20 protein-coding genes, 1 pseudogene and 1 riboswitch are annotated in these 23,749 nt (G+C 63.5%); of the genes and pseudogenes, 7 read left to right on the forward strand and 14 right to left on the reverse strand.

Annotated elements, in window-relative coordinates; translation table 11 throughout:
- The first annotated feature begins 86 nt into the window (after positions 1–86).
- On the forward strand, positions 87–671 hold the full coding sequence (locus ASD44_RS13175; RefSeq protein ID WP_082542472.1) for a CarD family transcriptional regulator: 585 nt from the start codon (positions 87–89) through the stop codon (positions 669–671).
- A 279-nt stretch (positions 672–950) separates the two neighbouring features.
- Positions 951–1,808, forward strand: coding sequence for an RNA polymerase factor sigma-32 (locus tag ASD44_RS13180; protein WP_056112697.1), 858 nt, complete (start codon positions 951–953; stop codon positions 1,806–1,808).
- A 44-nt stretch (positions 1,809–1,852) separates the two neighbouring features.
- Here the strand turns inward: ASD44_RS13180 and ASD44_RS13185 are convergent, their stop codons facing one another.
- From ASD44_RS13185 to thiB, 6 genes are all read right to left on the reverse strand, one after another.
- The gene (locus tag ASD44_RS13185) at positions 1,853–2,287 is read right to left on the reverse strand and encodes a DUF1801 domain-containing protein (RefSeq protein ID WP_056112700.1); all 435 of its coding nucleotides are present in this window, start codon (positions 2,285–2,287) and stop codon (positions 1,853–1,855) included.
- A 48-nt stretch (positions 2,288–2,335) separates the two neighbouring features.
- A complete protein-coding gene (locus ASD44_RS13190) occupies positions 2,336–2,833 on the reverse strand; it encodes a DUF1801 domain-containing protein (RefSeq protein WP_244478835.1) in 498 nt (165 codons plus the stop codon).
- Positions 2,834–2,930: 97 nt separating this feature from the next.
- Positions 2,931–4,421: a M48 family metalloprotease gene (locus ASD44_RS13195; protein WP_056112703.1), complete on the reverse strand. Its 1,491-nt coding sequence runs from the start codon at positions 4,419–4,421 to the stop codon at positions 2,931–2,933.
- 141 nt (positions 4,422–4,562) lie between these two features.
- Positions 4,563–5,330: a thiamine ABC transporter ATP-binding protein gene (thiQ, locus tag ASD44_RS13200; RefSeq protein WP_056112706.1), complete on the reverse strand. Its 768-nt coding sequence runs from the start codon at positions 5,328–5,330 to the stop codon at positions 4,563–4,565.
- A complete protein-coding gene (gene thiP / locus ASD44_RS13205; protein ID WP_056112709.1) occupies positions 5,327–6,958 on the reverse strand; it encodes a thiamine/thiamine pyrophosphate ABC transporter permease in 1,632 nt (543 codons plus the stop codon). Before thiP ends, thiQ begins: the two co-directional genes overlap by 4 nt.
- Positions 6,934–7,941, reverse strand: a complete 1,008-nt coding sequence (gene thiB, locus ASD44_RS13210) for a thiamine ABC transporter substrate binding subunit (protein ID WP_056116136.1) — start codon at positions 7,939–7,941, stop codon at positions 6,934–6,936. Before thiB ends, thiP begins: the two co-directional genes overlap by 25 nt.
- A 38-nt stretch (positions 7,942–7,979) precedes the next feature.
- A riboswitch (TPP riboswitch) is annotated at positions 7,980–8,095 on the reverse strand.
- A 118-nt stretch (positions 8,096–8,213) separates the two neighbouring features.
- Between thiB and ASD44_RS13215 the strand changes: the two genes are divergently transcribed.
- The 3 genes from ASD44_RS13215 (at position 8,214) to ASD44_RS13225 (ending at position 11,084) form a co-directional block, all read left to right on the forward strand.
- The gene (locus tag ASD44_RS13215; RefSeq protein ID WP_056116139.1) at positions 8,214–8,852 is read left to right on the forward strand and encodes a thiamine diphosphokinase; all 639 of its coding nucleotides are present in this window, start codon (positions 8,214–8,216) and stop codon (positions 8,850–8,852) included.
- An 8-nt stretch (positions 8,853–8,860) separates the two neighbouring features.
- Positions 8,861–10,675: an ABC-F family ATP-binding cassette domain-containing protein gene (locus tag ASD44_RS13220; protein ID WP_056112713.1), complete on the forward strand. Its 1,815-nt coding sequence runs from the start codon at positions 8,861–8,863 to the stop codon at positions 10,673–10,675.
- A 97-nt stretch (positions 10,676–10,772) separates the two neighbouring features.
- Entirely contained in the window at positions 10,773–11,084 is a 312-nt protein-coding gene (locus ASD44_RS13225) for a hypothetical protein (protein ID WP_056112716.1), read from the forward strand.
- Positions 11,085–11,150: 66 nt separating this feature from the next.
- Here ASD44_RS13225 and ASD44_RS13230 read toward each other — a convergent pair whose 3' ends face one another.
- Together ASD44_RS13230 and ASD44_RS13235 are read right to left on the reverse strand one after the other, a co-directional pair.
- Positions 11,151–12,809 carry a hypothetical protein gene (locus ASD44_RS13230; RefSeq protein WP_056112721.1) on the reverse strand — a complete coding sequence of 553 codons (1,659 nt, stop codon included), beginning with the start codon at positions 12,807–12,809 and terminating at the stop codon, positions 11,151–11,153.
- A 77-nt stretch (positions 12,810–12,886) separates the two neighbouring features.
- Positions 12,887–14,185 (reverse strand): adenylosuccinate synthase, encoded by a 1,299-nt coding sequence (locus ASD44_RS13235; RefSeq protein ID WP_056112724.1) that lies wholly within the window; start codon positions 14,183–14,185, stop codon positions 12,887–12,889.
- A gap of 251 nt (positions 14,186–14,436) precedes the next feature.
- On the opposite strand from ASD44_RS13235, the gene ASD44_RS13240 reads away from it, so the two are divergent.
- Positions 14,437–15,360 carry a DMT family transporter gene (locus ASD44_RS13240; protein WP_056116141.1) on the forward strand — a complete coding sequence of 308 codons (924 nt, stop codon included), beginning with the start codon at positions 14,437–14,439 and terminating at the stop codon, positions 15,358–15,360.
- Here ASD44_RS13240 and ASD44_RS13245 read toward each other — a convergent pair.
- The 6 genes from ASD44_RS13245 to glmM all read right to left on the reverse strand — a co-directional run bounded on the left by ASD44_RS13245 (position 15,353) and on the right by glmM (position 22,964).
- On the reverse strand, positions 15,353–16,510 hold the full coding sequence (locus ASD44_RS13245) for a fumarylacetoacetate hydrolase family protein (RefSeq protein WP_056112727.1): 1,158 nt from the start codon (positions 16,508–16,510) through the stop codon (positions 15,353–15,355). The two genes, ASD44_RS13240 and ASD44_RS13245, sit on opposite strands and share 8 nt — an antisense overlap.
- A gap of 145 nt (positions 16,511–16,655) precedes the next feature.
- The gene (gene serA / locus ASD44_RS13250; protein ID WP_056116145.1) at positions 16,656–18,257 is read right to left on the reverse strand and encodes a phosphoglycerate dehydrogenase; all 1,602 of its coding nucleotides are present in this window, start codon (positions 18,255–18,257) and stop codon (positions 16,656–16,658) included.
- Positions 18,258–18,325: 68 nt separating this feature from the next.
- Positions 18,326–19,501, reverse strand: a complete 1,176-nt coding sequence (locus ASD44_RS13255; protein ID WP_056112730.1) for a phosphoserine transaminase — start codon at positions 19,499–19,501, stop codon at positions 18,326–18,328.
- 193 nt (positions 19,502–19,694) lie between these two features.
- The gene (locus ASD44_RS13260) at positions 19,695–20,381 is read right to left on the reverse strand and encodes an outer membrane protein (RefSeq protein ID WP_056112732.1); all 687 of its coding nucleotides are present in this window, start codon (positions 20,379–20,381) and stop codon (positions 19,695–19,697) included.
- A 183-nt stretch (positions 20,382–20,564) separates the two neighbouring features.
- Complete coding sequence (locus tag ASD44_RS13265) at positions 20,565–21,404, reverse strand: outer membrane protein (protein ID WP_056112735.1); 840 nt, start codon at positions 21,402–21,404, stop codon at positions 20,565–20,567.
- A gap of 207 nt (positions 21,405–21,611) precedes the next feature.
- On the reverse strand, positions 21,612–22,964 hold the full coding sequence (glmM, locus tag ASD44_RS13270; RefSeq protein WP_056112738.1) for a phosphoglucosamine mutase: 1,353 nt from the start codon (positions 22,962–22,964) through the stop codon (positions 21,612–21,614).
- A 275-nt stretch (positions 22,965–23,239) separates the two neighbouring features.
- Here glmM and ASD44_RS18780 point away from each other — a divergent pair.
- Positions 23,240–23,581 (forward strand): annotated as a pseudogene (locus ASD44_RS18780) (hypothetical protein); the annotation flags it as partial.
- Positions 23,582–23,749 lie beyond the last annotated feature (168 nt).

Genomic DNA, 23,749 nt, shown 5'->3' on the forward strand with positions numbered 1-23,749 from the left:
TGTGCGGCAGAGGCAGGGCCTTGTCGGCTCGCCGTTTGGGTTAGGCCGGCATCCGCCGGCGGCAAAATTAAGGAGTCCAGGGCGTAATGGCAACGATGACCCCCCCGAAGAAGAGCGCGACAACCGGGCGTCACGGCTTCAAGACCGGTGAATATATCGTCTATCCGGCGCATGGCGTCGGTCAGATTGTCTCCATCGACGAGCAGGAAGTTGCCGGGCACAAGCTGGAACTGTTCGTGATCGACTTCCAGAAGGACAAGATGCGCCTCAAGGTTCCGGTCGCCAAGGCGACCTCGATCGGTATGCGCAAGCTCAGCGAGACTGACTATGTCGATCGCGCGCTCAAGGTTGTTCAGGGCCGCGCCCGCGTCAAGCGCACCATGTGGTCGCGCCGCGCGCAGGAATATGACGCCAAGATCAATTCTGGCGACCTTATTTCCATTTCCGAAGTCGTCCGCGATCTCTATCGCGCCGACAACCAGCCGGAGCAGTCCTATTCCGAACGGCAGCTCTACGAAGCCGCGCTCGACCGTATGGCGCGTGAAATCGCCGCGGTGAACCGCATGTCGGAAACCGAGGCGGTGCGCCTTATCGAGGTCAACCTCAACAAGGGTCCCAAGCGCGGCGCCAAGGCCGACAATGAGGAATCCGAGCAGGAAGAGGCCGCGTAAGCAGCGCCTTCCATTTGAATGTCTAAAGCCCGGCCTCGCGCCGGGCTTTTCTTTTTCGTCGGCCTGGATTTGGCTTTTTCATCCCAGCGCGACCAATAGCTGCCGGCCCATCCATTCCGCTCTTCCGCTGAAAAGTGCATTTATTTTCAGGCATCGGCGCGGCCGGTACGGAACAATCGCCCTCCCCGCCTCGTTATACGCCCGTCCTAGGGCGCCGCGGCAACGTTTCAAGACCGTCGCGGAACGGTTCAGGTTCCTGAAATCAGGCGGAGAAATCGGATGATGGAAGACAGTGCCGGACGTGCATTCATCCGCACCGCCATGAAGGCTCCTTATCTGGAACGCGAGGAGGAACATCAACTCGCCGTCCGATGGAAGGAGAACCACGACCAGCATGCGCTGCACCAGATCACGCTGTCGCATATGCGTCTGGTCATCGCCATGGCGGCCAAGTTCCGTCATTTCGGATTGCCCGTTGGCGATCTCATCCAGGAAGGCCATGTCGGCCTGCTTGAAGCGGCTTGCCGTTTCGAGCCGGAACGCGAGGTCCGCTTCTCGACCTATGCCACCTGGTGGATTCGCGCATCGATGCAGGACTACATCCTGCGCAACTGGTCCATCGTTCGCGGCGGCACGTCTTCGGCGCAAAAAGCCCTGTTCTTCAACCTGCGGCGTCTCCGCGCCCGCCTTGCCACCGGGTCCGAACCGCTTTCCAACGAAACACTCTACCGCGAGATTTCCGCCGCCCTCGGCGTCTCTGAAACCGACGTGGCGATGATGGATTCCCGGCTGTCGGCTCCCGACAGTTCGCTCAACGCGCCGCTCGCCGACGACAACGGCGCGGCCGAGCGTATGGATTTCCTTGTCGCCGACGATCCGCTGCCGGACGAGGTGGTCGGCGACACCATCGATGTCGAGCGCCGCACCGGCTGGCTGAAATCTGCGCTGGGTGCGCTGAACGCGCGCGAGCTGCAGATCATCGAGGAACGGCGTCTCACCGATGAAGGCGCTACGCTGGAGCAACTGGGCGCTACGCTCGGTATCTCCAAGGAACGGGTGCGCCAAATCGAAGCCCGGGCGATGGAAAAGCTCAAGGTGGCGCTGGTCCGGCAGAATCCGGAATTTCTGGCTGCCTGAGCCAGATCGGGCGGCACGTTTTCCAGTGCAGGCGTATGACCGGCTCAACCGCCGGAAGAAGCCTGCTTTTGTTTCTTCCGGGCGCGCGTCGAGGCGTTCAGGGCCACGGCGCTGCGAATGAGCGCCATGAGCGCCTTTTCGTCGATCTCTTCACCCTTTGATATGTCGATGGCGCGCCTGGGGTTGCCGTCGAGACTGGAGTTGAACAGGCCTGATGGGTCGTCCAGCGACGCGCCCTTGGCGAAGGTCAGCTTCACCACAGCCTTGTAGGTTTCGCCGGTGCAGATGATCCCGTCATGCTCCCACACCGGAACCCCGCGCCACTTCCATTCCTCGACCACTTCCGGGTCGGCCTTCTGGATGAGCTTTCGCACACGGGCGAGCGTCTCGCCACGCCAGTCGCTTAACTCCTTGATCTTCCCGTCGATCCGCTGCGAGGGGGATATTTCCTCGTCGCTCCGCGACCCACTTTTCTTCACGTTCGATCTCCCTTTCCCGTCATTTTGTGCCGGGCGGTTAGGCCTCGTTCACATTTTCTCGCCGGGCAATTTGCTGGCCTGCTTCACCCATGCGGTGAATCGGGATTCATCGAGCGCGTCACCCTCATGGATATGAAAATACCGGACGTCCTTCTGCCTGGAAGCGACCGGCGGGACGGGATCGAGCGCAGCACCACGGAAGAAAGCCACCTTGATGTATTTGTCGAAAACATGAAAGCTGAGGAACGAGTGCTGGTCCTCCATTCCATAAAATGGCGAGTTCCATTTGACCGCCTTTTGGACGTCCGCAACGGTTTTCACGATGAGCGCGTCGAGGCGGCGCCCGACCTCGCGTTTCCAACCCGGCATGGCCGCGATATAGGCCTGCACCGGCGCGTCGCCGTGGCCTTTCGCGACCTGCGGATTGCCGCCGGAGAGACGGACCGGCCGGCCAGCCTTGGCCGGTTGCGGTTTTGCCACGCCCGGTTTTCGCGCTGTTACGCTGCCTTTGGCAGCAGCCGATTTGTCTTCTGCCTTCCCGGCAATGGTTTTGGAGGTGGTGGGCATTGCGTTCACCCCGCTGTTCAACCGCCCAAGGATAGTCGATCGAAGGCATCGACTCAAACTTGCAGCTGACCGTGCTCTAGCGGTCGGTGACGATCTTGACCTTGTCGCCGCTCGACACGCTTGCTCCCGGCGCCATCGCATTCAGCACGCGGAAGAGATCGAGCTTGCGATCGACACCGACCATTTGGGCCGCGAGCGAGCCCATGGTCTGGCCCGGCTGCACAGTGACGATGCGGATGCGCAACGGCTTCAGCGCCGCCTTTTCGGAAGGGCTCAGGACGCGGAATGAGGTGCTGACCGAACGCGCCACCGGATCGAGCGCCGTGCTGGCGGCTGGCGCAGCGGTGAGCAGGCGATAAACCTGCCCGCCGGCGCGGATGACAGTGATATCGAACTGCCAGCCGTCGGCGCGGGCCGTGGCGAAGGCCGCCTCGTTGCCGTTGATGGTTTCCGGCCGAACACTGGCCTCATCCAGCCCGGCTACCCAACCGCTGCGGATGTAGTCCGGCAGGGACTTGCCCTTGTCGATCGACACCCCGTCGAACCGCACGGCGATGTCGCCCGGTCCTGTCGCGGTAACGGCCGCGGCGGTGTTGTCGATGACGAAGCCTTCCGGCACGGCGAACGAGACGCCAAGCCCCGGATGCATGAAGACATTGCCCCGCACATAGCCTTCTTCGGGCGTGTCGCCGTACAACAGCCCGTCTATGCCGGCCAGATAGGAATCGCGGTCGCGCGTCCCGACCCCCGGCTGGCCGAAATTGCGCGCGTGGCGCTGCGCCAGTTCGATGCGCTGCGGGGTGTTCGGATGCGTCGCCAGGAAATCCAGGCTGGCGTCGGTCGCGCCGCTGATCGAGCGGAAATCGGTGTAGGCCGACATCGACTGCAGGAAGCGCCCGGCCGCGTAGGGATCGTACCCCGCCTCGCCCACCGACTTGATGCCGACGGCATCGGCCTCCAGCTCCTGGTTGCGCGAAAACTGCGCCATCCTGAGCTTGCCGCGGATCAGCGCCGCCTTGGCGGCGGGATTGTCGCCGAGAACGTCTGAAACGACCTTCGTCGCCAGGACCTCCTCGGCCTCCTTCTGCTGCCGCTGCAGTCCATGATTGGCCGTCACATGGCCCATTTCGTGGGCGATGACGGCGGCCAGCTCGGACGAGTCGTTGGCCAGCGCCAGCAGGCCGCGGGTGATGTAGAGATAGCCGCCCGGCAGCGCGAAGGCGTTCACGTTGGGCGAGTTCAGGATGGTGATGCGGTAGTTCTGCGTCGGATTGGCCGAAACCGTCGTCAGGCTGCCGACGACCTTCGCCACCATGCGTTCGAGCTTCGGGTCCGAATACTCGCCGCCATAAGTCGCCAGGATACGCGGATGCTGCGCCCTTGCCAGCTCGGCCAGCTTGTTGTTGGCGGTGACGTTGTCGACCGTGACCGGCTTGTTCGACGGCTGGAAGCCCGATTCCTGCACCGAATCCGGCATGATCGACTGGCAGGCAGCCAGCGACAGGCCTACCGCGGCCATGGCAATGCCGCGCGCCCACGCCTTGGCTCGCTTCTTCAATCTCAGCATGTCGGGGCCGGTCGTCAGATCGGCATTCCTTTCGGCTACAGGCTAGGCAAATCAGGCCGCACCGGTCTGTGCGGAACTAGCCATAGTCACTGGTCATTGGCAAGCAAACGCCCCGCTCGCAAGGCCCGGTGTGACCGTAAATTATGTCGGCTTCCGGGCAACATGCCGTGATTGAGCCACTGGCGTCTCCGCGCCCATATAGCGCCGGAACGCTTCGGGTCCAGTCCCGGCAAAGAATTTCTCGATCGGACCGCTGGCAGCAACCTTGCCGTCCTCCAGAAACAGCATGGCGCTGGCGATCCGCCGCGCGTCGTCGGGCTGATGCGTGACGAACAGCACCGTCATGCCGCGCTCGGCATGCAATGCAGTTACAAGCTCCAGCATGTCGGTGCGCAGCGCCGGGCCAAGCGAGGCGAAGGGCTCGTCCAGCAAAAGCACCGGCCGGTCACGCACCAGGACGCGTGCAAGCGCGACCCGCTGGCGCTCGCCGCCGGACAATTCGCGCGGCAGGCGCTTCTCCTTACCGGCCAGACCGGCGCGGCCGAGCGCCTCGGCCACCGCCGCGCGGTCATCCGGTGTCAGCCGCATCGACGCCGAACGGCCGAGGCCGACATTCTGCTCGACGCTGAGGTGCGCGAACAGATTGTTCTCCTGGAACACCATCGAGACCGGACGCATGGCGGGTGAACTGGTCGTCACATCCGTTTCATCGATCAGCACCTTGCCGGCGTCCGGCGTCTCGAAACCGGCGACCAGATTGAGCAGGGTGGACTTGCCCGAGCCGCTGGGCCCCATGATCGCCGTGATCTTGCCCGGTTCGAACATCGCGTCGAATGAAAACGTCACGTCGCCATAGCCGAACGTCACCTTGTCGAGGCTGACCGATGCGGCCTTCTGCACGGCGTTCATGCTTCACGTCCCTTTCCGAGCCGATCGGCGGCCAGCACCAGCGCCAGGCAGGCAAGGCCGAGCAGAAGCGCCAAACCGGCCGCGTCGGCGGTACGGTAGCTGCCCATGCGCGCCAGCAGAAGATAGGGCAGCGTCTGCACGGAATCGCTGCCGAAAAGCGCGATCACGCCGAGATCGCCCAGCGACAGCGCCATGGCGAAGGAGAACGCCGTTGCCAGCGGCCGGCGCAATGGAGGCCAGTCGATCAGCAGCAGGCGGGTCCAGCCAGCTACGCCGAGTTGCGCGCAAAGCCGCTCATGCCGTTCGCTCGCCGCATCGTAGGCCGGCCGGAGCGCGCGCAGGGCGAAAGGCATTGCCATCATCGCATTCACCGCCACCACCATCACCGGCGCGATCGCGAAAACATCGGCGACATGGCGCAGCAGGACAAACCATCCGGCGCCGAGCACGATGGGCGGCACCACTAGCACGAAGGCCGGACCGGTATCGGACAACAGCTCCAGCAGAGACCGCCGCTCGCTGCGCCGTCGAATCGCCAGCGCCCTGCGCGCCATGACGAGCGACAGCGAGATCGCCACCGACAGGGCAGCCGAAAGGCAAGCCAGCACGAGACTGGTCATGGTTGCCTGCCTCACCGCCGCCTCGCCGGCAAGCCGACCGAGATCGGCGCCAAGACCGGCCATCACGGTCGCCGCCATCGGGCCGGCGACGAAGGCGAGCGCCAGCAGGATGAGCACAGCGTTCAGCACCGTTTCGAGGTTGCCGGCCGACAGATAGCGGCGCGGCGCCACTGGCAGGTTGGCGTCACCCGTCATGCTGGCGCCAAGCCGCGCCAACGCACCGACCACCAGTAACGTCAGCCCGATCTGGATCAGCGTCAGCGATACCGCGCGGGCCGGATCGAAGTCGAACCGCAGCGCTTGGTAGATGGCGACTTCCAGCGTCGAGGCGGCAGGGCCGCCGCCCAATGTCAGCACGATGGTGAAGGAGGTGATGCACAGCATGAAGACCAGCCCCGCGACTCCCGGCAGCGCAGCCCGCAGCGCCGGCCATTCGATCAGCCGGAATGTGGCCGGGGCCCGCATGCCCAGCTGGCTGGAAAGCCGCCACTGATCTGAGGGAACGGCCTGCAGCGCTTCGAGGAAAAGGCGCGTGGCGAGAGGCAGGTTGAAGAATACATGCGCCACCAGAATGCCGGAAAGGCCATAGATGCCGGGCCAATTCTGGCCACCCACGCTCAGCAGATCGGCGAAATAGCCGGCGCGCCCATACAGCGCCAGCACGCCGAGCGCCGCGACGATCGCCGGCAGCGCCAGCGGCAGGGCGAACAATTGCAGGATGAGCGTGCGGCCGAAGAACACCGGATGACGCGACAGCGCCCGCGCCACGAACAACGCTGGCGCGACCGACAGCAATGTCGACAGCGCCGCCTGCCACAGCGTGAAGCGCGCGATACGAAACAGATAGCCGTCGAACGCGGCCGCCGCACCGGCGAGGTTTCCGGCGCCTTCCGCGATCAACCCGGCGAACGCGCCGCCGACCAGGATGGCGATGAGGCCCAGCGCGATGACGCCGGCGGTGATGCGGGTGTCGGGCGCGGCCTTCACCGGCTCATCACGGCCAGCCATTCATCCACCCAGTCTTTACGGTTCTTCGCCACCTCGTCGGGACTGAAGACCAGGCTCTTTGCCGGCTTGACCAGCCTGTCGAAAGCCGGATCGAGCGGCTTGTCCATCTTGCCGGCCGGAAACATCCAGTTGGTTTCCGGAATGGCATCCTGGAAACCCGGCCCGGTCATGAAGGCCATGAACTTTTCCGCCAGCGGGTTCTTCGCGCCCGTCGTGGTGATGCCGGCGACCTCGACCTGCAGATAATGCCCCTCGCTGAACGAAGCGGCCTGGTAGCGCTCGGTCTTCTCGGAAATCATGTGGTAGGCCGGCGAGGTCGTGTAGGACAGCACCATCGGCGCTTCGCCCTTGGTGAACAGCCCGTACGCTTCGCTCCATCCCGGCGTCACCGTCAGCACCCTGCCCTTGAGCTTTGCCCAGGCGTCCGCCGCCTTGTCGCCATAGACCGCCTTGACCCAAAGCACCAGGCCGAGGCCTGGCGTGGAGGTGCGCGGATCCTGGATGACGATCTTCTGGCCTGGATCGCCCTCGACCAGTTCCTTCAGGCTTTGCGGCGGGGTCTTCAGTTTCTCCGTGTCGTAGACGACGGCGAAATAGCCGTAGTCGAACGGCACGAAAGTGTCGTCACTCCAGCCTCCGGGTACATCGACATCGGAAACCGGCCCATGGGGCACGAACAGGCCCGCCGCCTTGGCGTCGGCGGTCAGATTGGTGTCGAGCCCGAGCACGATATCGGCCTTGGTGGACGCGCCTTCCAGCTTCACGCGGTTGAGCAACGCCACTCCGTCGGCAACGGAGACGAATGAAACCTCGCAATCGCAACTCGCCTCGAAATTCTTCTTCACCAGCGGGCCGGGACCCCATTCGGCGGTGAAGCTCTCATAGGTGTAGACGGTGAGCTTGTCCTTGGCGGCAGCCGGGGCGGTAGCGGCAAGGGTCGCAAGTGCGAATGCGGTGAAACCAACGAAACCACTGATGCGCATTGGCGCCTCCTTCATTCGATTGACAGGGGAAGCGGCGCCTTTGGCTAGCGTCTAAATCCCTCCGCCGGTGCAAGCCGGATCAGGTTCGACGGGTTGGTTCGAAAACCTCTCAGCAGCCGCAAAAAGATTGCGGTCGGCACCCCGTTAGAGCGATGTGAGACATAGTGCGGCTTCAACTGCCGATCAAGCGGAAGTTCCGACACTTGCCGCCGGCAGGCGTCTTGCGCGTTAAGGCTTCCGCTCTGGTGCAGGCCCTGATAGAGGCCTCGGCCATGAGCCTTTTCACAATCCTGCTCGGCGGCGAGCTTGTCGCCACGCCACGGTTGCGCCGCCAGATCGCCGGCACGCCGGTGATCGCCGCCGACGCAGGGATCGCCCACGCAACTATGCTGGATGTGCTGCCCGAACTCTGGGTCGGCGACTTCGATTCCGTTCCGGCAAACTTGCCGACCGAACTCGCCAAAGTTCCGCGCCAGACCTTTCCGCCGGAAAAGGACATGACTGACGGCGAACTGGCCGTCGCGGTCGCCCGCGAGCGCGGCGCTACCGCACTGGTGCTGGCGGGCGCTTTTGGCGGCCCTCGCGCCGACCACGCCTTCCTGCATCTCACCTTGGCGCTCCGGCTGGCGGAGATGGGTGTCGGCGTGATCCTGAGCAGCGGTGCGCAGGAAGGCATTCCCCTTCTGCCGGGCAGCGCCGGCTACGACTACGACGACGAGACGCTGTTTTCCATCCTCGGCTTCTCCGATCTCGATGGCCTGACCGTCACCGGCGCGAAATGGCCACTGACCAGTGTAGAGGTGCCGTTCGGTTCGTCGCTGACGATCTCCAACCAGGTCAAGGGAAAGCTCGAAATCGGCCTTGCGCAAGGCCGCGCAATGCTTCTCGCCCATCCCTATCCGGAATTCTGAAAGCAATCATGGCTCCGCCGCTCCTCAACCTCGCCGGCATACGCTTGACCTTCGGTGGCGCGCCACTTCTTGACGGCGCCGACCTGACGGCGTCCGCCGGCGACAAGATCGCGCTGGTCGGGCGCAATGGTTCCGGCAAATCGACCCTGCTGAAAATTGCCGCGGGACTGGTCGAAGCGCAGGATGGTGAGCTTTTCCGCCAGCCCACCGCGACCATCCGCTACCTGCCGCAAATGCCGGACATGGAAGGTTTCAACTCGGTTCGCGCCTATGTCGAAAGCGGCCTCGGACCCGCTGACGATCCGCATCGCGCTACTTATCTGATGGAGCATCTCGGCCTCACCGGTGAAGAGAACCCAGCCGATCTCTCCGGCGGCGAGGCGCGCCGCGCGGCACTCGCCCGCGTCATGGCCCCGGAACCCGACATTCTGCTGCTCGACGAGCCGACAAACCATCTCGACCTTTCGGTCATCGAATGGCTGGAGGAGGAGCTTGCGCGCACGTCGTCAGCGCTTATCCTCATCTCGCACGACCGCCGCTTCCTCGAACGGGTGACGCGCGCCACGGTGTGGCTGGATCGCGGCCAGACACGCCGCCTCGACAAGGGCTTCTCCCATTTCGAGGAATGGCGGGACCAGGTGCTGGAAGAAGAAGAGCGCGACCAGCATAAGCTCGGCCGACAGATCGTGCGCGAGGAGCACTGGCTGCGCTACGGCGTGACGGCGCGCCGCAAGCGCAACATGCGCAGGCTCGGCGACCTGCAGGCAATGCGCCAGCGTTTCCGCACCCATCGCGGCGCCGAGGGCAATGCGACGCTAGTCGCCAGCGACGCCGCCGAATCCGGCAAGCTGGTGATCGAGGCCAAGGCTATAGAAAAAAGCTTCGGCGACCTGACCGTGGTGAAAGGTTTCTCGACCCGCATCCAGCGCGGCGACCGTGTCGGGCTGGTCGGCCCGAACGGCGCCGGCAAAACGACGCTGCTGAAAATGCTGACCGGAGAGTTGGCTCCCGACGCCGGCAGGGTGCGGCTCGGCGTCAATCTCGAGATCGCCACGCTCGACCAGAAACGCGAGGCAGTCGATCCGTCCGAAACGCTGGCACACTACCTGACAGACGGTCGCGGCGAGAACCTTGTCGTCAATGGCGAGCAGCGCCACGTCGTCTCCTACATGAAGGACTTCCTGTTCAAGCCGGAACAGGCGCGTACGCCGGTGCGCGAACTGTCCGGCGGCGAACGGGCTCGCCTTATCCTGGCGCGGGTTCTGGCAAGGCCGGCCAATCTTCTGGTGCTGGACGAGCCTACCAACGACCTCGACATGGAGACGCTGGAGCTGCTGCAGGAGCTGGTCGCCGGTTTCGCCGGCACGGTGTTGCTGGTCAGCCACGACCGCGATTTCCTCGACCGCACGGTCACCTCCATCATCGCCCCCGATGCCGAGGGACGGTGGATCGAATATGCCGGCGGCTATTCCGACATGCTGGCGCAGCGCGGCGGCAAGAGGCTGGACGACCGCAAACGACAGCGGACGGATGCCAATCCCCCATCCCCCTCTTCGCAAAAGCCGCAGGCCGCACCCAGGGCCGCAAGCAAACTGTCATTCAAGCAGAAATTCGCGCTGGAAGCGCTGCCGAAGAAGATCGAGGCGGTGAACGCGTCGATCGCGCGGCTGGAAAACAACATCGCCGATCCGGCCTACTACGAGCGTGACCCGGGCGGCTTCCAGAAGACCATTGCCGCGCTGGACAAGGAGCGCCTCGCCCTCGCCGCGCTCGAGGAGGAGTGGCTGGAGCTCGAGATGCTGCGCGAGGAACTGGAGGGCTAGGAACGCGACCCTTCCGGATAATTGGCCTCGACGCGCCGCTTGCTCTAGATAGGATAGGAAGGCGGCGACGTTCGCCGCGGAAACCTCGGAGGATAGCATGAGCGAACCGGTTCGATGGCGCCAGATGACGAGCGCGCCCAAGGATGGCAGCCGGATCCTCGTGACCATAAAGTCTTCCGAGCAGGGGCCAGCCGAGGTGGACGTGGCATACTGGGCGAGAGCCGATCAGCACGGCATCGAAGGCTGGCGCGCCAACGATTCCTATCCCGGCCACATGATCGAGTATCCTGAAACCGAACTGAAATGCTGGATGCCGATGCCCAGCGCGAGCGCTGGCGCCGAGCCGAGCGCGACGCTGCCAAGGCCGTGGGACGGCGACGAGCAGGAACTTTACGGATCAGGCATCTGAGCGCCTTCAGCGGCGCACTGAGGTCCGTCAATTAAAAGGGGCTAAGGTCTGCGCGGCGACGATCCGTCAGCCGCCGCTGGCTGGCGCAGCTGTGGCGGCCTTGGCTTGCCATGCCTGCATCGCCTCATCGAACACCTTGTCACCGGGAATACCCTTTTCCACGGTCAGCAGGGCTCGCCGGCCGGACTTGTAGACCACCGGTATGTCGATCCAGTCCTGGTTGCGCAGCAGAGCGAGATTGGTGTCTTCCTCGGCCTTGGTGTCGTTGAGCGCCACCAGGAAGAAGCCGTCGGCGATCTTGGCCGGAATGCCGATCAGCGGGCTGCCGGCTTCCTGTTCCGACGCCTTCATCGCCACGCGCAGGACATTGTCGATGCCGCCGCCCTCAATGCCGTCGGGCGTCAGGAAAATCATCTCGATGATGTGGCTGGCCGGCAAAGTCTGGTCGGCATTGCGACGGATCGTCATGCGCAGCTGGATATCCTTGCCGGGAATTGTCGCCTCGGCGCGGATCGCCGGTTCAGGCGGCGCGTCGCCGCCGGGTGATTCCTGCACGATAGACCAGACGATATTACCGGGCTCGGCCGACCCTTGGGCAACGCTGGTCCGCTCTTCGTAGAAGATCGCTTTCTGGCCAACCGCCAAAGCCTGCTCCGCGGAAGGGTTGGCCGGGGCAGCAGGCGGGGTCGCCGGATTGGTCGGAGGCGTGCCCGCGGCCGGCGCCGTCCCGCTTTCGGAGGCGGGGGCGGCCGGCCCGGGAGTGCTGGCCGCCGGGGCGCCTGGCGCGATAGCCGGCGGGGGCGTCGTCAGCGCGACGACCGAGGTTCCTTCGCCGACGCCGCTTTCGCCGCCGGCCGGACCGGGATCCGTTTCCTTGCCGTCCGGCTGCAGGCGTTGCGTGAATTTGGGGGCTTCGCCGCTCGCCGCGTCGCCGGCGGGGGCCGGAGGCTGAGTCGGCGCGCCAGGCTTCTGCGGCGCAGGAGTAGCCGGTGTCGCTTCGATCGGCTTATTCGAGGCGACCTCACTCTGTCCGATACCCAGCATCGACTTGAAGGCATCCTGGTTGAGCCAGATGCCGTAACCGCCGCCTGCCACCACCAGCAGCGCGATCGCCGCCGCGATCAGCCCGCCATAGCCGCGCTTGCGTTCATAGCTGTCCAGTTGGTCGAACGTATCGGCATCCTCGTCCGGGATGAATAAAGGTGGCCTGTTCTCGGCCACGGGCTTTTTCTCAATGGCCGGACCTGCCGATGCTGCGGACTTCGCAGGTGCAATGGGCGTGGGCGGAGGGGACGCGCGATTATACGTGCTACCCGCCAAAGGCGGCAGGGGCGGCATCTGCGGCGGAACGGCCGGTTTCTGCACCTGTTCGGGCGGTCTCGCCTCTGGCTGCGGACGCTGCCACGCCGGTTCGACCTTGGCAGCAGGCCGCACGTGGTTCGGCTGGTTTCTGTTGCGGTCTATCGAGGAGAAGATGTTTTCCAGTTCCGCCAGCGGATCGAGTTCCGGCGCCTTGCGGGTGTAGTCGCGCTCGATGGTCGAGATGGCGTCTTCAAGCGCGCGGCGCTGACGATCAGCGACGGCCGGAGCCGGCGGCGGGTCAAGAGCGGCAAGCTTACCCGCGATTGTCGAACGGGCCTTGTCGTATACCTTGGCGCGCACCTCCGGCGTTGTCTCGCCGAGACCGTCGAGCGTCTTTCTCAGAACCGCAACGAAATCTGCCATGCTTCAGTCGACCTGTAATTCTCGCTTCCGCGCTGGCCCCGCCAAATCAGCCGCAAATGCCCGGAGAAGCGCCATGATTAGTCTTGAAACGGATCGGTCACAAGTATCGTGTCGTCCCGCTCCGGACTGGTGGAAAGCAGCGCCACCGGCGCGCCGATGAGTTCCTCGATATACCGTACATACTTAACGGCCTGCGCAGGCAGGTCGTTCCAGCTTCGCGCCCCGGCTGTCGTTCCCTTCCAGCCTTCCAGCGTTTCGTAGATAGGCTGCACCCGCGCCTGCGCGCCCTGGCTGGCCGGCAGATAGTCGATCGGCTCGCCGTCGAGCAGGTAGCCGGTGCAGACCTTGATCTCATCCATTCCGTCCAGCACGTCGAGCTTGGTCAGCGCGATGCCCTTGATGCCGTTGACGGCGACGGCCTGGCGCACCAGCACCGCATCGAACCAGCCGCAGCGACGCTTGCGCCCGGTGACGACGCCGAACTCGTGTCCGCGCGTGCCAAGGAATTCGCCGATCTCGTTCTGCTGTTCAGTCGGGAACGGGCCTTCGCCGACGCGCGTCGTATAGGCCTTGGTTATGCCGAGCACATAGCTCAATGCACCCGGACCGACGCCTGCGCCCGCCGCCGCTTGTCCGGCCACCGTGTTGGAGGAGGTCACGAACGGATAGGTGCCGTGATCGATGTCGAGCAGTGTGCCCTGCGCGCCTTCGAACAGGATGCGTTCGCCGGCGCGGCGGCGGTCGTCGAGCACCTTCCACACGCGATCCATGTAAGGCAGGATCGCATCGGCGACCGACGTTAATTCCTGCATGATCGCATCATGCGAAACCTCGGCATGGCCGAGGCCCCGCCTGAGCGCGTTGTGGTGCGTCAGCAGCCTATCCACTTTCAGCGGCAGCGTTTCCAAATCCGCCAGGTCCATTACCCTCACCGCGCGGCGCCCGACCTTGTCTTCGTAGGCAGGCCCGATGCCGCGGCGCGTCGTACCGATCTTGGTACCGGAATTCGAAGCGGCGTCCTCGCGGAATCCGTCCAATTCCCGGTGTACCGAAAGAATAAGCGCTGTGTTTTCGGCTATTTTCAGGCGCTCCGGCGTCACCTCGATGCCCTGGCCCCTGAGCTTTTCCATCTCGGCGACAAAGGCGTGCGGATCGAAGACGACGCCATTGCCGATGATGGAGAGCTTGCCCTCACGCACCACGCCCGAAGGCAGAAGCGACAGTTTGTAGACCTTGCCGTCGACGACGAGCGTATGCCCGGCATTGTGGCCGCCCTGAAACCGCACCACCACGTCGGCGCGCTCGGACAGCCAGTCGACGATCTTGCCCTTGCCCTCGTCGCCCCACTGCGAGCCGACGACAACCACATTGGCCATGTTTCTTCCCTTCGATCCTGAAAACCCGCGTCCGGCCACCCGTCGAACGGCCAACGCGCTGCAACCGTATCGGATAGGCTGTATCCAATACGGTTACAAAACGACAGGCCTCTATAACGTCAACAACCACTCTGTGCGACCATTGTTTGGCCAGTTGACGGCTTCGAGGCACAACAATTTTCGCCTTTCGCATCATTTACTTGGCGCAGCAGCGGTCATAGGTCGGCATGGTCTGCCACAGGAAGCCTGTCATGAACCATCGCTCCGCCTATGCCCTGCTGCTTTTGACCACTGTCCTGTGGGGCGGCAACGCCATCGCCGGCAAGTGGGCGGCGGGACATATTTCGCCGATGACGCTGGTGTTCCTGCGCTGGGTGGTGGCGACAGCCATCATGCTGCCCTTGGGCTGGCGCACTTTTATCCAGGACTGGCCGCTGGTGCGCCGGCATATCGTCCTGCTCACCCTTCTCGGCGCCGGCGGCTTCACCCTGTTCAACGCCATCTTCTACGTAGCGCTGAATTACACCACTGCGATCAACGTCTCCATCGAGCAGGCCGGCATGCCGATCCTCATCATCGTCGGCAATTTCCTCTTCTTCCGCCTGCGTGCCGGCTGGATGCAACTTGTCGGTGTCGTTTTGACCGTTGGCGGCGTCGTGCTGACCGCCAGCCATGGCGATCCACGTCAACTGCTGAAGCTCGACTTGAATTTCGGCGACGCCATCATGCTGATCGCCATCGTCCTTTACAGCGGCTATTCGATCGCGCTGCGCCTCAAGCCGCCTATCCAATGGCAGACGCTGATGCTGGTGCTGTGCGCCGCGGCGCTGGTCACGTCGATTCCGTTCCTCGCCTGGGAAACGGTCGCCGGCAAGGCGGTGTTCCCGGACACGACCGGCTGGGCGATCGTCCTGTACACAGCCCTTGGCGCCTCGGTGATTTCGCAGGCCGCCTATATCCGCGGCAATGAGCTGATCGGCGCCAACCGTGCCGGCCTGTTCATAAACCTCGTGCCGATCTTCGGCACGCTGTTTTCAATCTTGCTGCTCGGCGAGACTTTCCACGGTTACCACGCCGTGGCGCTGGCGCTTGTCTTCGGTGGCATCTGGCTGGCCGAGCATGGCGGCCGCCGTCATGCGGCGGCGATACAGGCCAACAAGACCCAGATCAGATGAGCCCGGCCTTCGCCAGATCCCGCATCAGGTGGCTGGCGCCGTAACGCCAGGGCGGGCATTCCGTCGACAACCGCACCCGGTTGACCAGCGCGCCAAGCTTCTCCGACGATATGGTGACGATGTCGCCATTCTTGTGGGTGAAGCCCTTGCCGGCCTCGCCCCGGTCCTTCGCAGGCGCGAACATGGTGCCAAGGTAAAGGGCCAATCCATCCGGATACTGGTGATGCTCGCCGATCGCCGCGGCGACGAGGTCTTCCGGCGAACGGCTGATTTCGACCATGGAGCTGACGCCCTCCAGCACGAAACCGTCCCCGCCCTCGACCTTCAGGCCGACCTGCGCCGTCTTGACGTCATCGAGCGAAAACGTCTCGTCGAACAGGCGTATGAAGGGGCCGAGCGATGCCGATGCGTTGTTGTCCTTGGCCTTGCCGAGCAGCAGTGCCGAGCGCCCCTCGACGTCGCGCAGATTGACATCGTTGCCGAGCGTCGCGCCGACGATCCTGCCCCGGCTCGAAGCGACGACCGCCACTTCCGGTTCGGGATTGTTCCATGTCGATATCGGATGCAGCCCGACGTCAGCGCCGTGCCCGACCGACGCCATCGGCTGGCATTTGGTAAAGATTTCGGCATCGGGGCCGATACCGACTTCCAGATATTGCGACCATACACCGCGTTCGATCAGCTTCGCCTTCACCCTTGCCGCCTCGGCCGATCCCGGCTTCAGCTTGGAGAGATCATGGCCGATAAGACCGGCAATATCGGCACGGATAAGATCGGCCTTTTCCGCGGAGCCGCGCGCCTGCTCCTCGATGACGCGTTCGAGTAGCGACACCACGAAGGTGACGCCCGAAGCTTTGACCGCCTGCAGATCGACCGGCGAAAGCAGATAGGGTTTTGATGTGTCGCGCCGCGCCGCCATGCTGTTGGCGACGATATCGGCGAGCGCACCGAGCGGCTTTCCTTCGGCTCTGACGACATAGGTTGCCGGCTCGTCCAGTTCGCAGATGTCCCGGCTGGTAGGCGCGACAGGAGACGTAATGTCTATCACCATGCCGTCACGAATGGTGACGACGGCCGGATGCGGCCAGCCTTCGGCAAAAGCACGGCCAAGGAAAGTGCCTTCGGCGGGAATTGTCATCTCTTGGCTCATCGGTCCAGGTTCCTCCGCCGCATGGCTGTAAACTGCCAGTCCGGCAGTATGGCTTGTTGTGACAGATACGACCTTTTCATTGGCCCGGTCATAAAAAAGGCGCGCCCAGGACCGCGCGCCTTTTCAACACTGATGCAAGCAGCGGCTAGATCCCGCCGACGTCGAAATGCAACGGCCGCGCCGATTTGATGGACTCGTTTGCGCGAAGCTCCGCAAGCACTTTTTCGGGGAACGGCGCATCGAGATAGAGGAGCGCGATCGCATCGCCACCCTGCCTGTCGCGGCCGAGCTGGAAATTGGCGATATTGACGCCGTTCTTGCCGCATATGGTGCCGAGCAGGCCGATCATGCCGGGCGTATCTGCGTTGGTGGTGTAGAGCATGTGCTCCCCCACCTCGGCGTCGAGGTTGATGCCCTTGATCTGGATGAAACGCGGCTTGCCGTCGGAGAAGCACGTGCCGGCGATTGAGCGTGTCTTTTGTGCTGTCTTCACCGTCAGCTTGATATAGCCGTCGAAGACGCCGGACTTGTCACGCTTGACCTCGGCGACGATGATGCCGCGCTCCTTCACCATGATCGGCGCCGAAACCATGTTGACGTCGGCGACCTGCGGCCGGATCAGCCCGGCGAGCGCGGCTGAGATCAGCGCGCGCGTATTCATCTGCGCCGTCGCGCCGTCGAACAGGATTTCGACTTCCTGGATCGGCTCTTCCGTCGCCTGGCCCACGAACGCGCCCAGCACTTCCGCCAGCTTGACGAAAGGCTTGAGACGAGGCGCTTCCTCTGCGGTGATCGAAGGCATGTTGATGGCGTTGGTGACCGCGCCCTTGACCAGATAGTCTGCCATCTGCTCGGCCACCTGCAAAGCGACGTTCTCCTGCGCTTCCGTGGTTGACGCGCCCAGATGCGGCGTCGCCACCACATTCTCCATGCCGAACAGCTCGTTGCGTTCAGCCGGCTCCACCTCGAACACGTCGATACCCGCGCCCGCGACCTTGCCGCTCTTCAGCGCCGCGATCAGGTCGGCTTCGACGACCAGGCCGCCACGCGCGCAGTTGATGATGCGCACGCCATTCTTCATCTTCGCGATGGCCGTGGCGTCGATGATGTTGCGCGTCTTGTCGGTCAGCGGCGTGTGCAGCGTGATGAAGTCCGAGCGGGTGAAAAGCTCGTCCAGCTCGACCTTCTCGACACCCAGCTCCGAGGCCCGCTGCTCGGACAGGAACGGATCGAAGGCGATCACGTGCATCTTCAGGCCGACGCCGCGCGTCGCGACGATCGAACCGATATTGCCGCAACCGATGACGCCGAGCGTCTTGCCGGTGATCTCGACGCCCATGAAGCGGTTCTTCTCCCACTTGCCGGCATGGGTGGAGGCGTTGGCCTCGGGGATCTGGCGGGCCAGCGCGAAGATCATCGCGACCGCGTGTTCGGCAGTGGTGATGGAATTGCCGAAGGGCGTGTTCATGACGATGATGCCGCGCCGCGAGGCGGCGGGAATGTCGACATTGTCGACGCCGATGCCGGCGCGGCCGATCACCTTGAGGTTGGTCGCGGCGGCGATCAGTTTTTCGGTGGCCTTGGTGGCCGAGCGGATTGCCAGCCCGTCATACTTGCCGATCACTTCGGCGAGCTTTTCCTTGTCCTTGCCGAGGTCCGGCAGGTAGTCGACGTCGACGCCGCGATCCTTGAAGATCTGCACGGCGGTGGGCGAAAGTTTGTCTGATACGAGAACGCGGGGCGCCATCATGGCCTCCTTGAAGAAGAATGATGTGGAAGGGAACGGACGGCGTCGGCGACGCCGCCCCGGAAAGATCAGGCCGCGGCCTTGAGCGCGGCCTTCTGGCCGGCGAAAGCCCATTCGAGCCATGCGCGGAGCGCTTCGAGGTCGGATGTCTCGACCGTCGCGCCGCACCAGATGCGCAGGCCAGGAGGCGCGTCGCGATAGGCGCCGATGTCATAGGCCACGCCCTCCTTGTCGAGCGCCGTAACCAGACCCTTGGCGAAGGCCGCCTGGCCGTCCGCGTCGAGCGCGGTCACGTCCGGATCGACGATCGACAGGCACACCGAGGTGTTGGAGCGGGTCGCCGGCTCGACGGCCAGATGACCGAGCCACGACGATTTCTGCACGAAGCCGTCCAGCACCGCGAAATTGGCGTCGGCGCGGGCGACCAGCGCCTTCAATCCGCCGAGCGACTTCGCCCAGTTGAGCGCGTCGAGATAGTCCTCGACGCACAGCATCGACGGCGTGTTGATGGTCTCGCCCTTGAAGATGCCTTCGATCAGCTTGCCGCCGGAGGTCAGACGGAAGATTTTCGGCAGCGGCCAGGCTGGCTTGTAGGTCTCCAGCCGTTCGACGGCGCGCGGGCTGAGGATCAGCACGCCATGTGCGCCCTCGCCGCCAAGCGCCTTCTGCCAGGAGAAGGTGACGACGTCGAGCTTGGCGAAATCGAGCTTCTGCGCAAAGGCCGCCGAGGTCGCATCGCAGATGGTCAGGCCCTCGCGATCGGCCGGGATGAAATCGGCGTTCGGCACCCGCACGCCGGAGGTGGTGCCGTTCCAGGTGAAGACGACGTCACGGTCGAAATCGATCTGCGACAGATCAGGCAGCTTGCCATAGCCGGCCTCGATCTTGCGCGCATCGGCGAGCTTCAATTGCTTGAGCACATCGGTGACCCAGCCGGAGCCGAAGGACTCCCAGGCGACCATGTCGACGCCGCGTTCGCCCAGCAGCGACCACAGCGCCATCTCGACCGCGCCGGTGTCGGAGGCCGGGACGATGCCGATGCGGTAATCCGCCGGCACTTCCAGCACTTCGCGGGTCAGGGCGATGGCCTGTTCGAGCTTGGTCTTGCCGATCTTGGCGCGATGCGAGCGCCCCAGCGCGGCATCCTTTAGCGCCTCGACCGACCAGCCGGGACGTTTTGCGCAGGGACCTGATGAAAAATTGGGATTTGCCGGGCGGAGCCCGGGCTTGGGGAGTGTCGTCATCGTGGTCTATCCTTCCAGATAGTAAGCCCCTCGTTGGGGAGGGGTGGCCCACGGACGGCGATATTCTTTCAGGCGGCCGGCGTCAAGAACAAAGTTTCCGTCGCTGACAGAACAGAGGCGAACCGCGCCAGTATAGCCGGAAACGAAAAAGGCGGGCCGAAGCCCGCCGTCGATTGGCGAAACGGAACCGCGTCTACCAGAGATCGTAGCGCAGGCCGACCCTGACCTGGTGGTAATCGAGGCCCTTCTCCATGCTCCCCGTTGGGATGTCGAAATATTCGAGGCCCGGAGCCGATACGTACTGGTAGCCCAGATCGACGGAAGTGTTCTGCGCCACCTTGTAGGCAAGGCCGGCGCCCAGCGAGTACGCGAAGGCATATTGCGTATCGCGCTCGGAGATGCCGAGGAAAGTATCGTCGACCTTCCGGCTCGAATGGAGCATACCGACACCAGCGCCGATATAGGGCGTGAAGCCCGCGATCGTACCAAGATCGAAATAGCCATTGGCCATGCCGCCCCAGATATTGCTTTCAGCCCGGATCGAGTCGATGCCGTTCGTCCAGTTGTATTTGTCGTGCGACAGGAACCCGAGGTTGATGTCGCCACGGAAATAGTCCGTGAAATGATAGCCTACGCCGAGGCCGCCATTGATCCGCGACCCCTCCGAGTCGGTGCCATTGAACGAGACGTCATAAGGCGACTTGTTGACGTTGTAGCCAATGTCGCCACGCAGATACCAGCCCGAGCCAACTTCGACGGGCGTGTATTCCGGCGTTTCCTCGACATAGACGGGCGGATCGTAATCCGCCGCGAGAGCCTGCGGCAGCGGCGAGAAGGCTAGCGCTGCGAGCGCCAGCGCGGCACGCGATTTCAAGTTCATGTCACCCACTCCCCATGTCGCCATACTGCGACCGGCTGTTCGTCTGGGAGCATTGTTAACCATAGTGGTTAAGTGGCGGTTAAGGCTAACAGAGGGTTAGGGATTTAGTTCACAAGCCGGTTCGACAAACGAAAAACACCCGGCAGCGAGCCGGGTGTTTTGAGGTCGAATAATCCCAGGAGATTACTTGGTATAGATCGGCTCCGGCGGAGGCTCGTAGGCCACCGGCTCGGGCTGCGCGCAATCCGATCTGCCGAACTGGTAGCGCAGGCCGCCGCGAACCTCGTGGACGTTGATGCCCTTGTCGTAGCCAGGTCCGCCGCCATTGGCGTAGCCGAACATCTCGCCGCCATTGATATGGCTGAAACGATAGCCCAGATCGAGCTTGGTGCGGTCGGTGAGGCAGTAGGAGGCGCCAGCCATCACCGCGTAAGCGAAGCGCCAGCCCTTGCCGCCGCGATGGTAGAAATCGCCGTCATTATTGCTGTTGTGCAGCGTGTCCCATTTCAGGTAGGCGCCGCCGATACCGGCGCCGACATAAGGCGTCACGCCGTGCCAGGTGCCGAGGTCGGCATAGGCATTGGCCAGCAGGAGCAGCGCCGAATAGGACGTGGTATCGACTGACTGGCAGACGATGCCGCCGCCGCAGGTGCCGGTCGTCTGGCCACGGAATTTCGACTTGGAGAACCAGTCGCCGGTCACATCGACGCGGAAGTGGTTGTTGACCTGATAGCCGACACCGGCGCCGAGCGACATGGCGCCCTTGAGCTTGCCGAAGTTGAAAGAATTGGTTCCCGGCGGCGGCCCGTAGACGACGTAATCGGCGCCACGGAACTTCGACCAGTGATAGTCGACATCGCCGCGTAGATACCAGCCGCCATAGTCAGCCTCTTCATAGACCGGCGCAGCCGCAACCGGCTCCGGCAGCTCTTCGACCGGCGGGTTGTAGTCTGCGGCCATTACCGGCACGGCCAGGCAAACCGCCGCCGCCGCGAGCGCCGCTTTCCTTGCGAAATTGAACATTCTGGTCACCCCTGGGAGTATCGGAGCCGATGACGCGCCGATTGATTGGCCTCAGGCGTGGATAATGAATTGCAAAGGTTAAAAGGCCTTTAACCCTGCTCTTTAACCAAGAATGTTTAGGAGTTGAATGATCGAGCCGGTTTGCAATTGTCAGCACATACTAAAAAGCCCGCCGAAGCGGGCCTTTTTCAAGACAGGAATGAGGGATCAGGCGGCGCTGCGGGCGTGCGAGATGACTTCGACCAGATCGTCCACCACGGTTTCGACCAGCTTCTGGTCGTCGCCTTCCGCCATCACCCGGATCAGCGGCTCGGTTCCCGAAGGCCTGATGACCAGACGGCCGCCCTTGCCGAGGCGGATGCGTGCATCCTCGATGGCCGCCTTGACAGGCGCGTCCTCCAGCGGCTTGCCGCCGGAGATATGGACATTCTTGAGCAATTGCGGCACCGGCTCGAACTTCTTCGCCACCTCGCTGACCGGCTTGTTGGCGCGCTTGATGCAGGCGAGCACCTGCAGCGCCGACACCAGTCCGTCGCCGGTGGTGGAGAAATCCGACAGCACAATGTGGCCGGACTGCTCGCCGCCGACATTGAGCCCATGTTCGCGCATGTGCTCGACGACATAGCGGTCACCGACCTTGGTGCGGTGGAGTTGCAGCTTCAGTCCGCCCAGGAAGCGTTCGAGGCCGAGGTTCGACATGATGGTGGAAACCACGCCGCCGCCTGCCAGCCTGCCGTTCTGATGCCAGGACTCCGCAATGAGCGCCATGATCTGGTCGCCGTCGACCAGTTCACCCTGCTCGTCGACGATGACGACACGGTCGGCGTCGCCATCCAGCGCAATGCCGATGTCGGCGCGCACTTCGTGGACTTTCCGCTGCAGTTCGGCCGGATCGGTCGAGCCGCATTCCTTGTTGATGTTGATGCCGTTGGGATCGACATTGATGGCAACCACGTCGGCGCCCAGTTCCCAAAGCGCCGCGGGCGCCACCTTGTAGGCCGCGCCATTGGCGCAGTCGACGACGATACGCAGGCCCGACAGCGACATTGAGCGCGGCAGCGTGCGCTTGGCGAACTCGATATAGCGGTCATGCACGCCGTCCACCCGCTTGGCCCGGCCGAGTCCGTCGGAATCGGCAAGCGCCATTTCGATGTCGTCATCGAGCATGGCCTCGATACGCGCCTCGATCTGGTCGGAAAGCTTGTAACCGTCGGGGCCGAACAGCTTGATGCCATTGTCGTGGTAAGGGTTGTGCGAGGCCGAGATCATGACGCCGATGTCGGCGCGCAGCGACCGGACCAGCATGGCCACGGCTGGCGTCGGAATGGGGCCAAGCAGGAAGACGTCCATGCCGGCGGCGCACAGACCGGCCACCAGCGCGTTTTCGATCATGTAGCCTGACAGCCGCGTATCCTTGCCGAGCACGACGCGGTGGCGATGGCTGCCGCGCTGGAAAGAAAGACCCGCCGCCATGCCGACGCGCATGGCCACTTCCGCCGTCATGGGAAATTTATTGGCCCGCCCGCGAATTCCGTCGGTGCCGAAATAACGTCCGGTCATGCAGTGTTTGTCCCTGTCGGTTGTCCCCGATCGCGGCTCTCATGCCACAATCCCCCCGAGCATAACGATCACATTGTATGATCGTATGTTACCAAGTCTTCGTAAACGGTTCGTTTTTAGCGGAATCCACCATGATTCGGCAACAATTCATGACGCTTGATGAGCAACCTCCATATGAATGCTTCCCTGAGGCTGGCAATAGCATCTGGCGCAACCGGCCGTTGAGCGTTATTGCTCGTAGCAGTTCATTGAGGACGGCATAACGGAGAACAGCCATGCTCATCGACCGATTTTTGAAACTATCCGCACTTGCCGTGGTGGCGCTGTTTCTGGCTTCGCCGGCCAGCGCACTGACCATGGCCGAATGCAGCACCAAATATAACGCCGCCAAGGACGCCGGCTCGCTCGACGGCAAGACGTGGAATCAGTTCCGCGCCGCCGAATGCGGCACGGACGCCAGCGCCGAGACCGCGAAACCGGCCAAGAAGGCGACCAAGGCCGCTGAGACAAAGGCTGCTGAGAAGACCGCCAAGGCAGCCGCCAACGACGACACCAAGGGCCTGAGCATGGCCGAGTGCAGCGCCAAGTATCAGGCGGCCAAGGACGCCGGCTCGCTCNNATGGAACGATTTCCGCAAGACCGAATGCGCCGCCGGCGCAACCACGGCTGCTGAGACGAAGCCCGCCAAGAAGACAACCAAGGCAGCCGCCAACGACGACGCAAAGGGCCTGAGCATGGCCGAGTGCAGCGCCAAGTATCAGGCGGCCAAGGACGCCGGCTCGCTC

The sequence above is a fragment of the Mesorhizobium sp. Root554 genome (assembly GCF_001427025.1).
Lineage (GTDB): Bacteria > Pseudomonadota > Alphaproteobacteria > Rhizobiales > Rhizobiaceae > Mesorhizobium.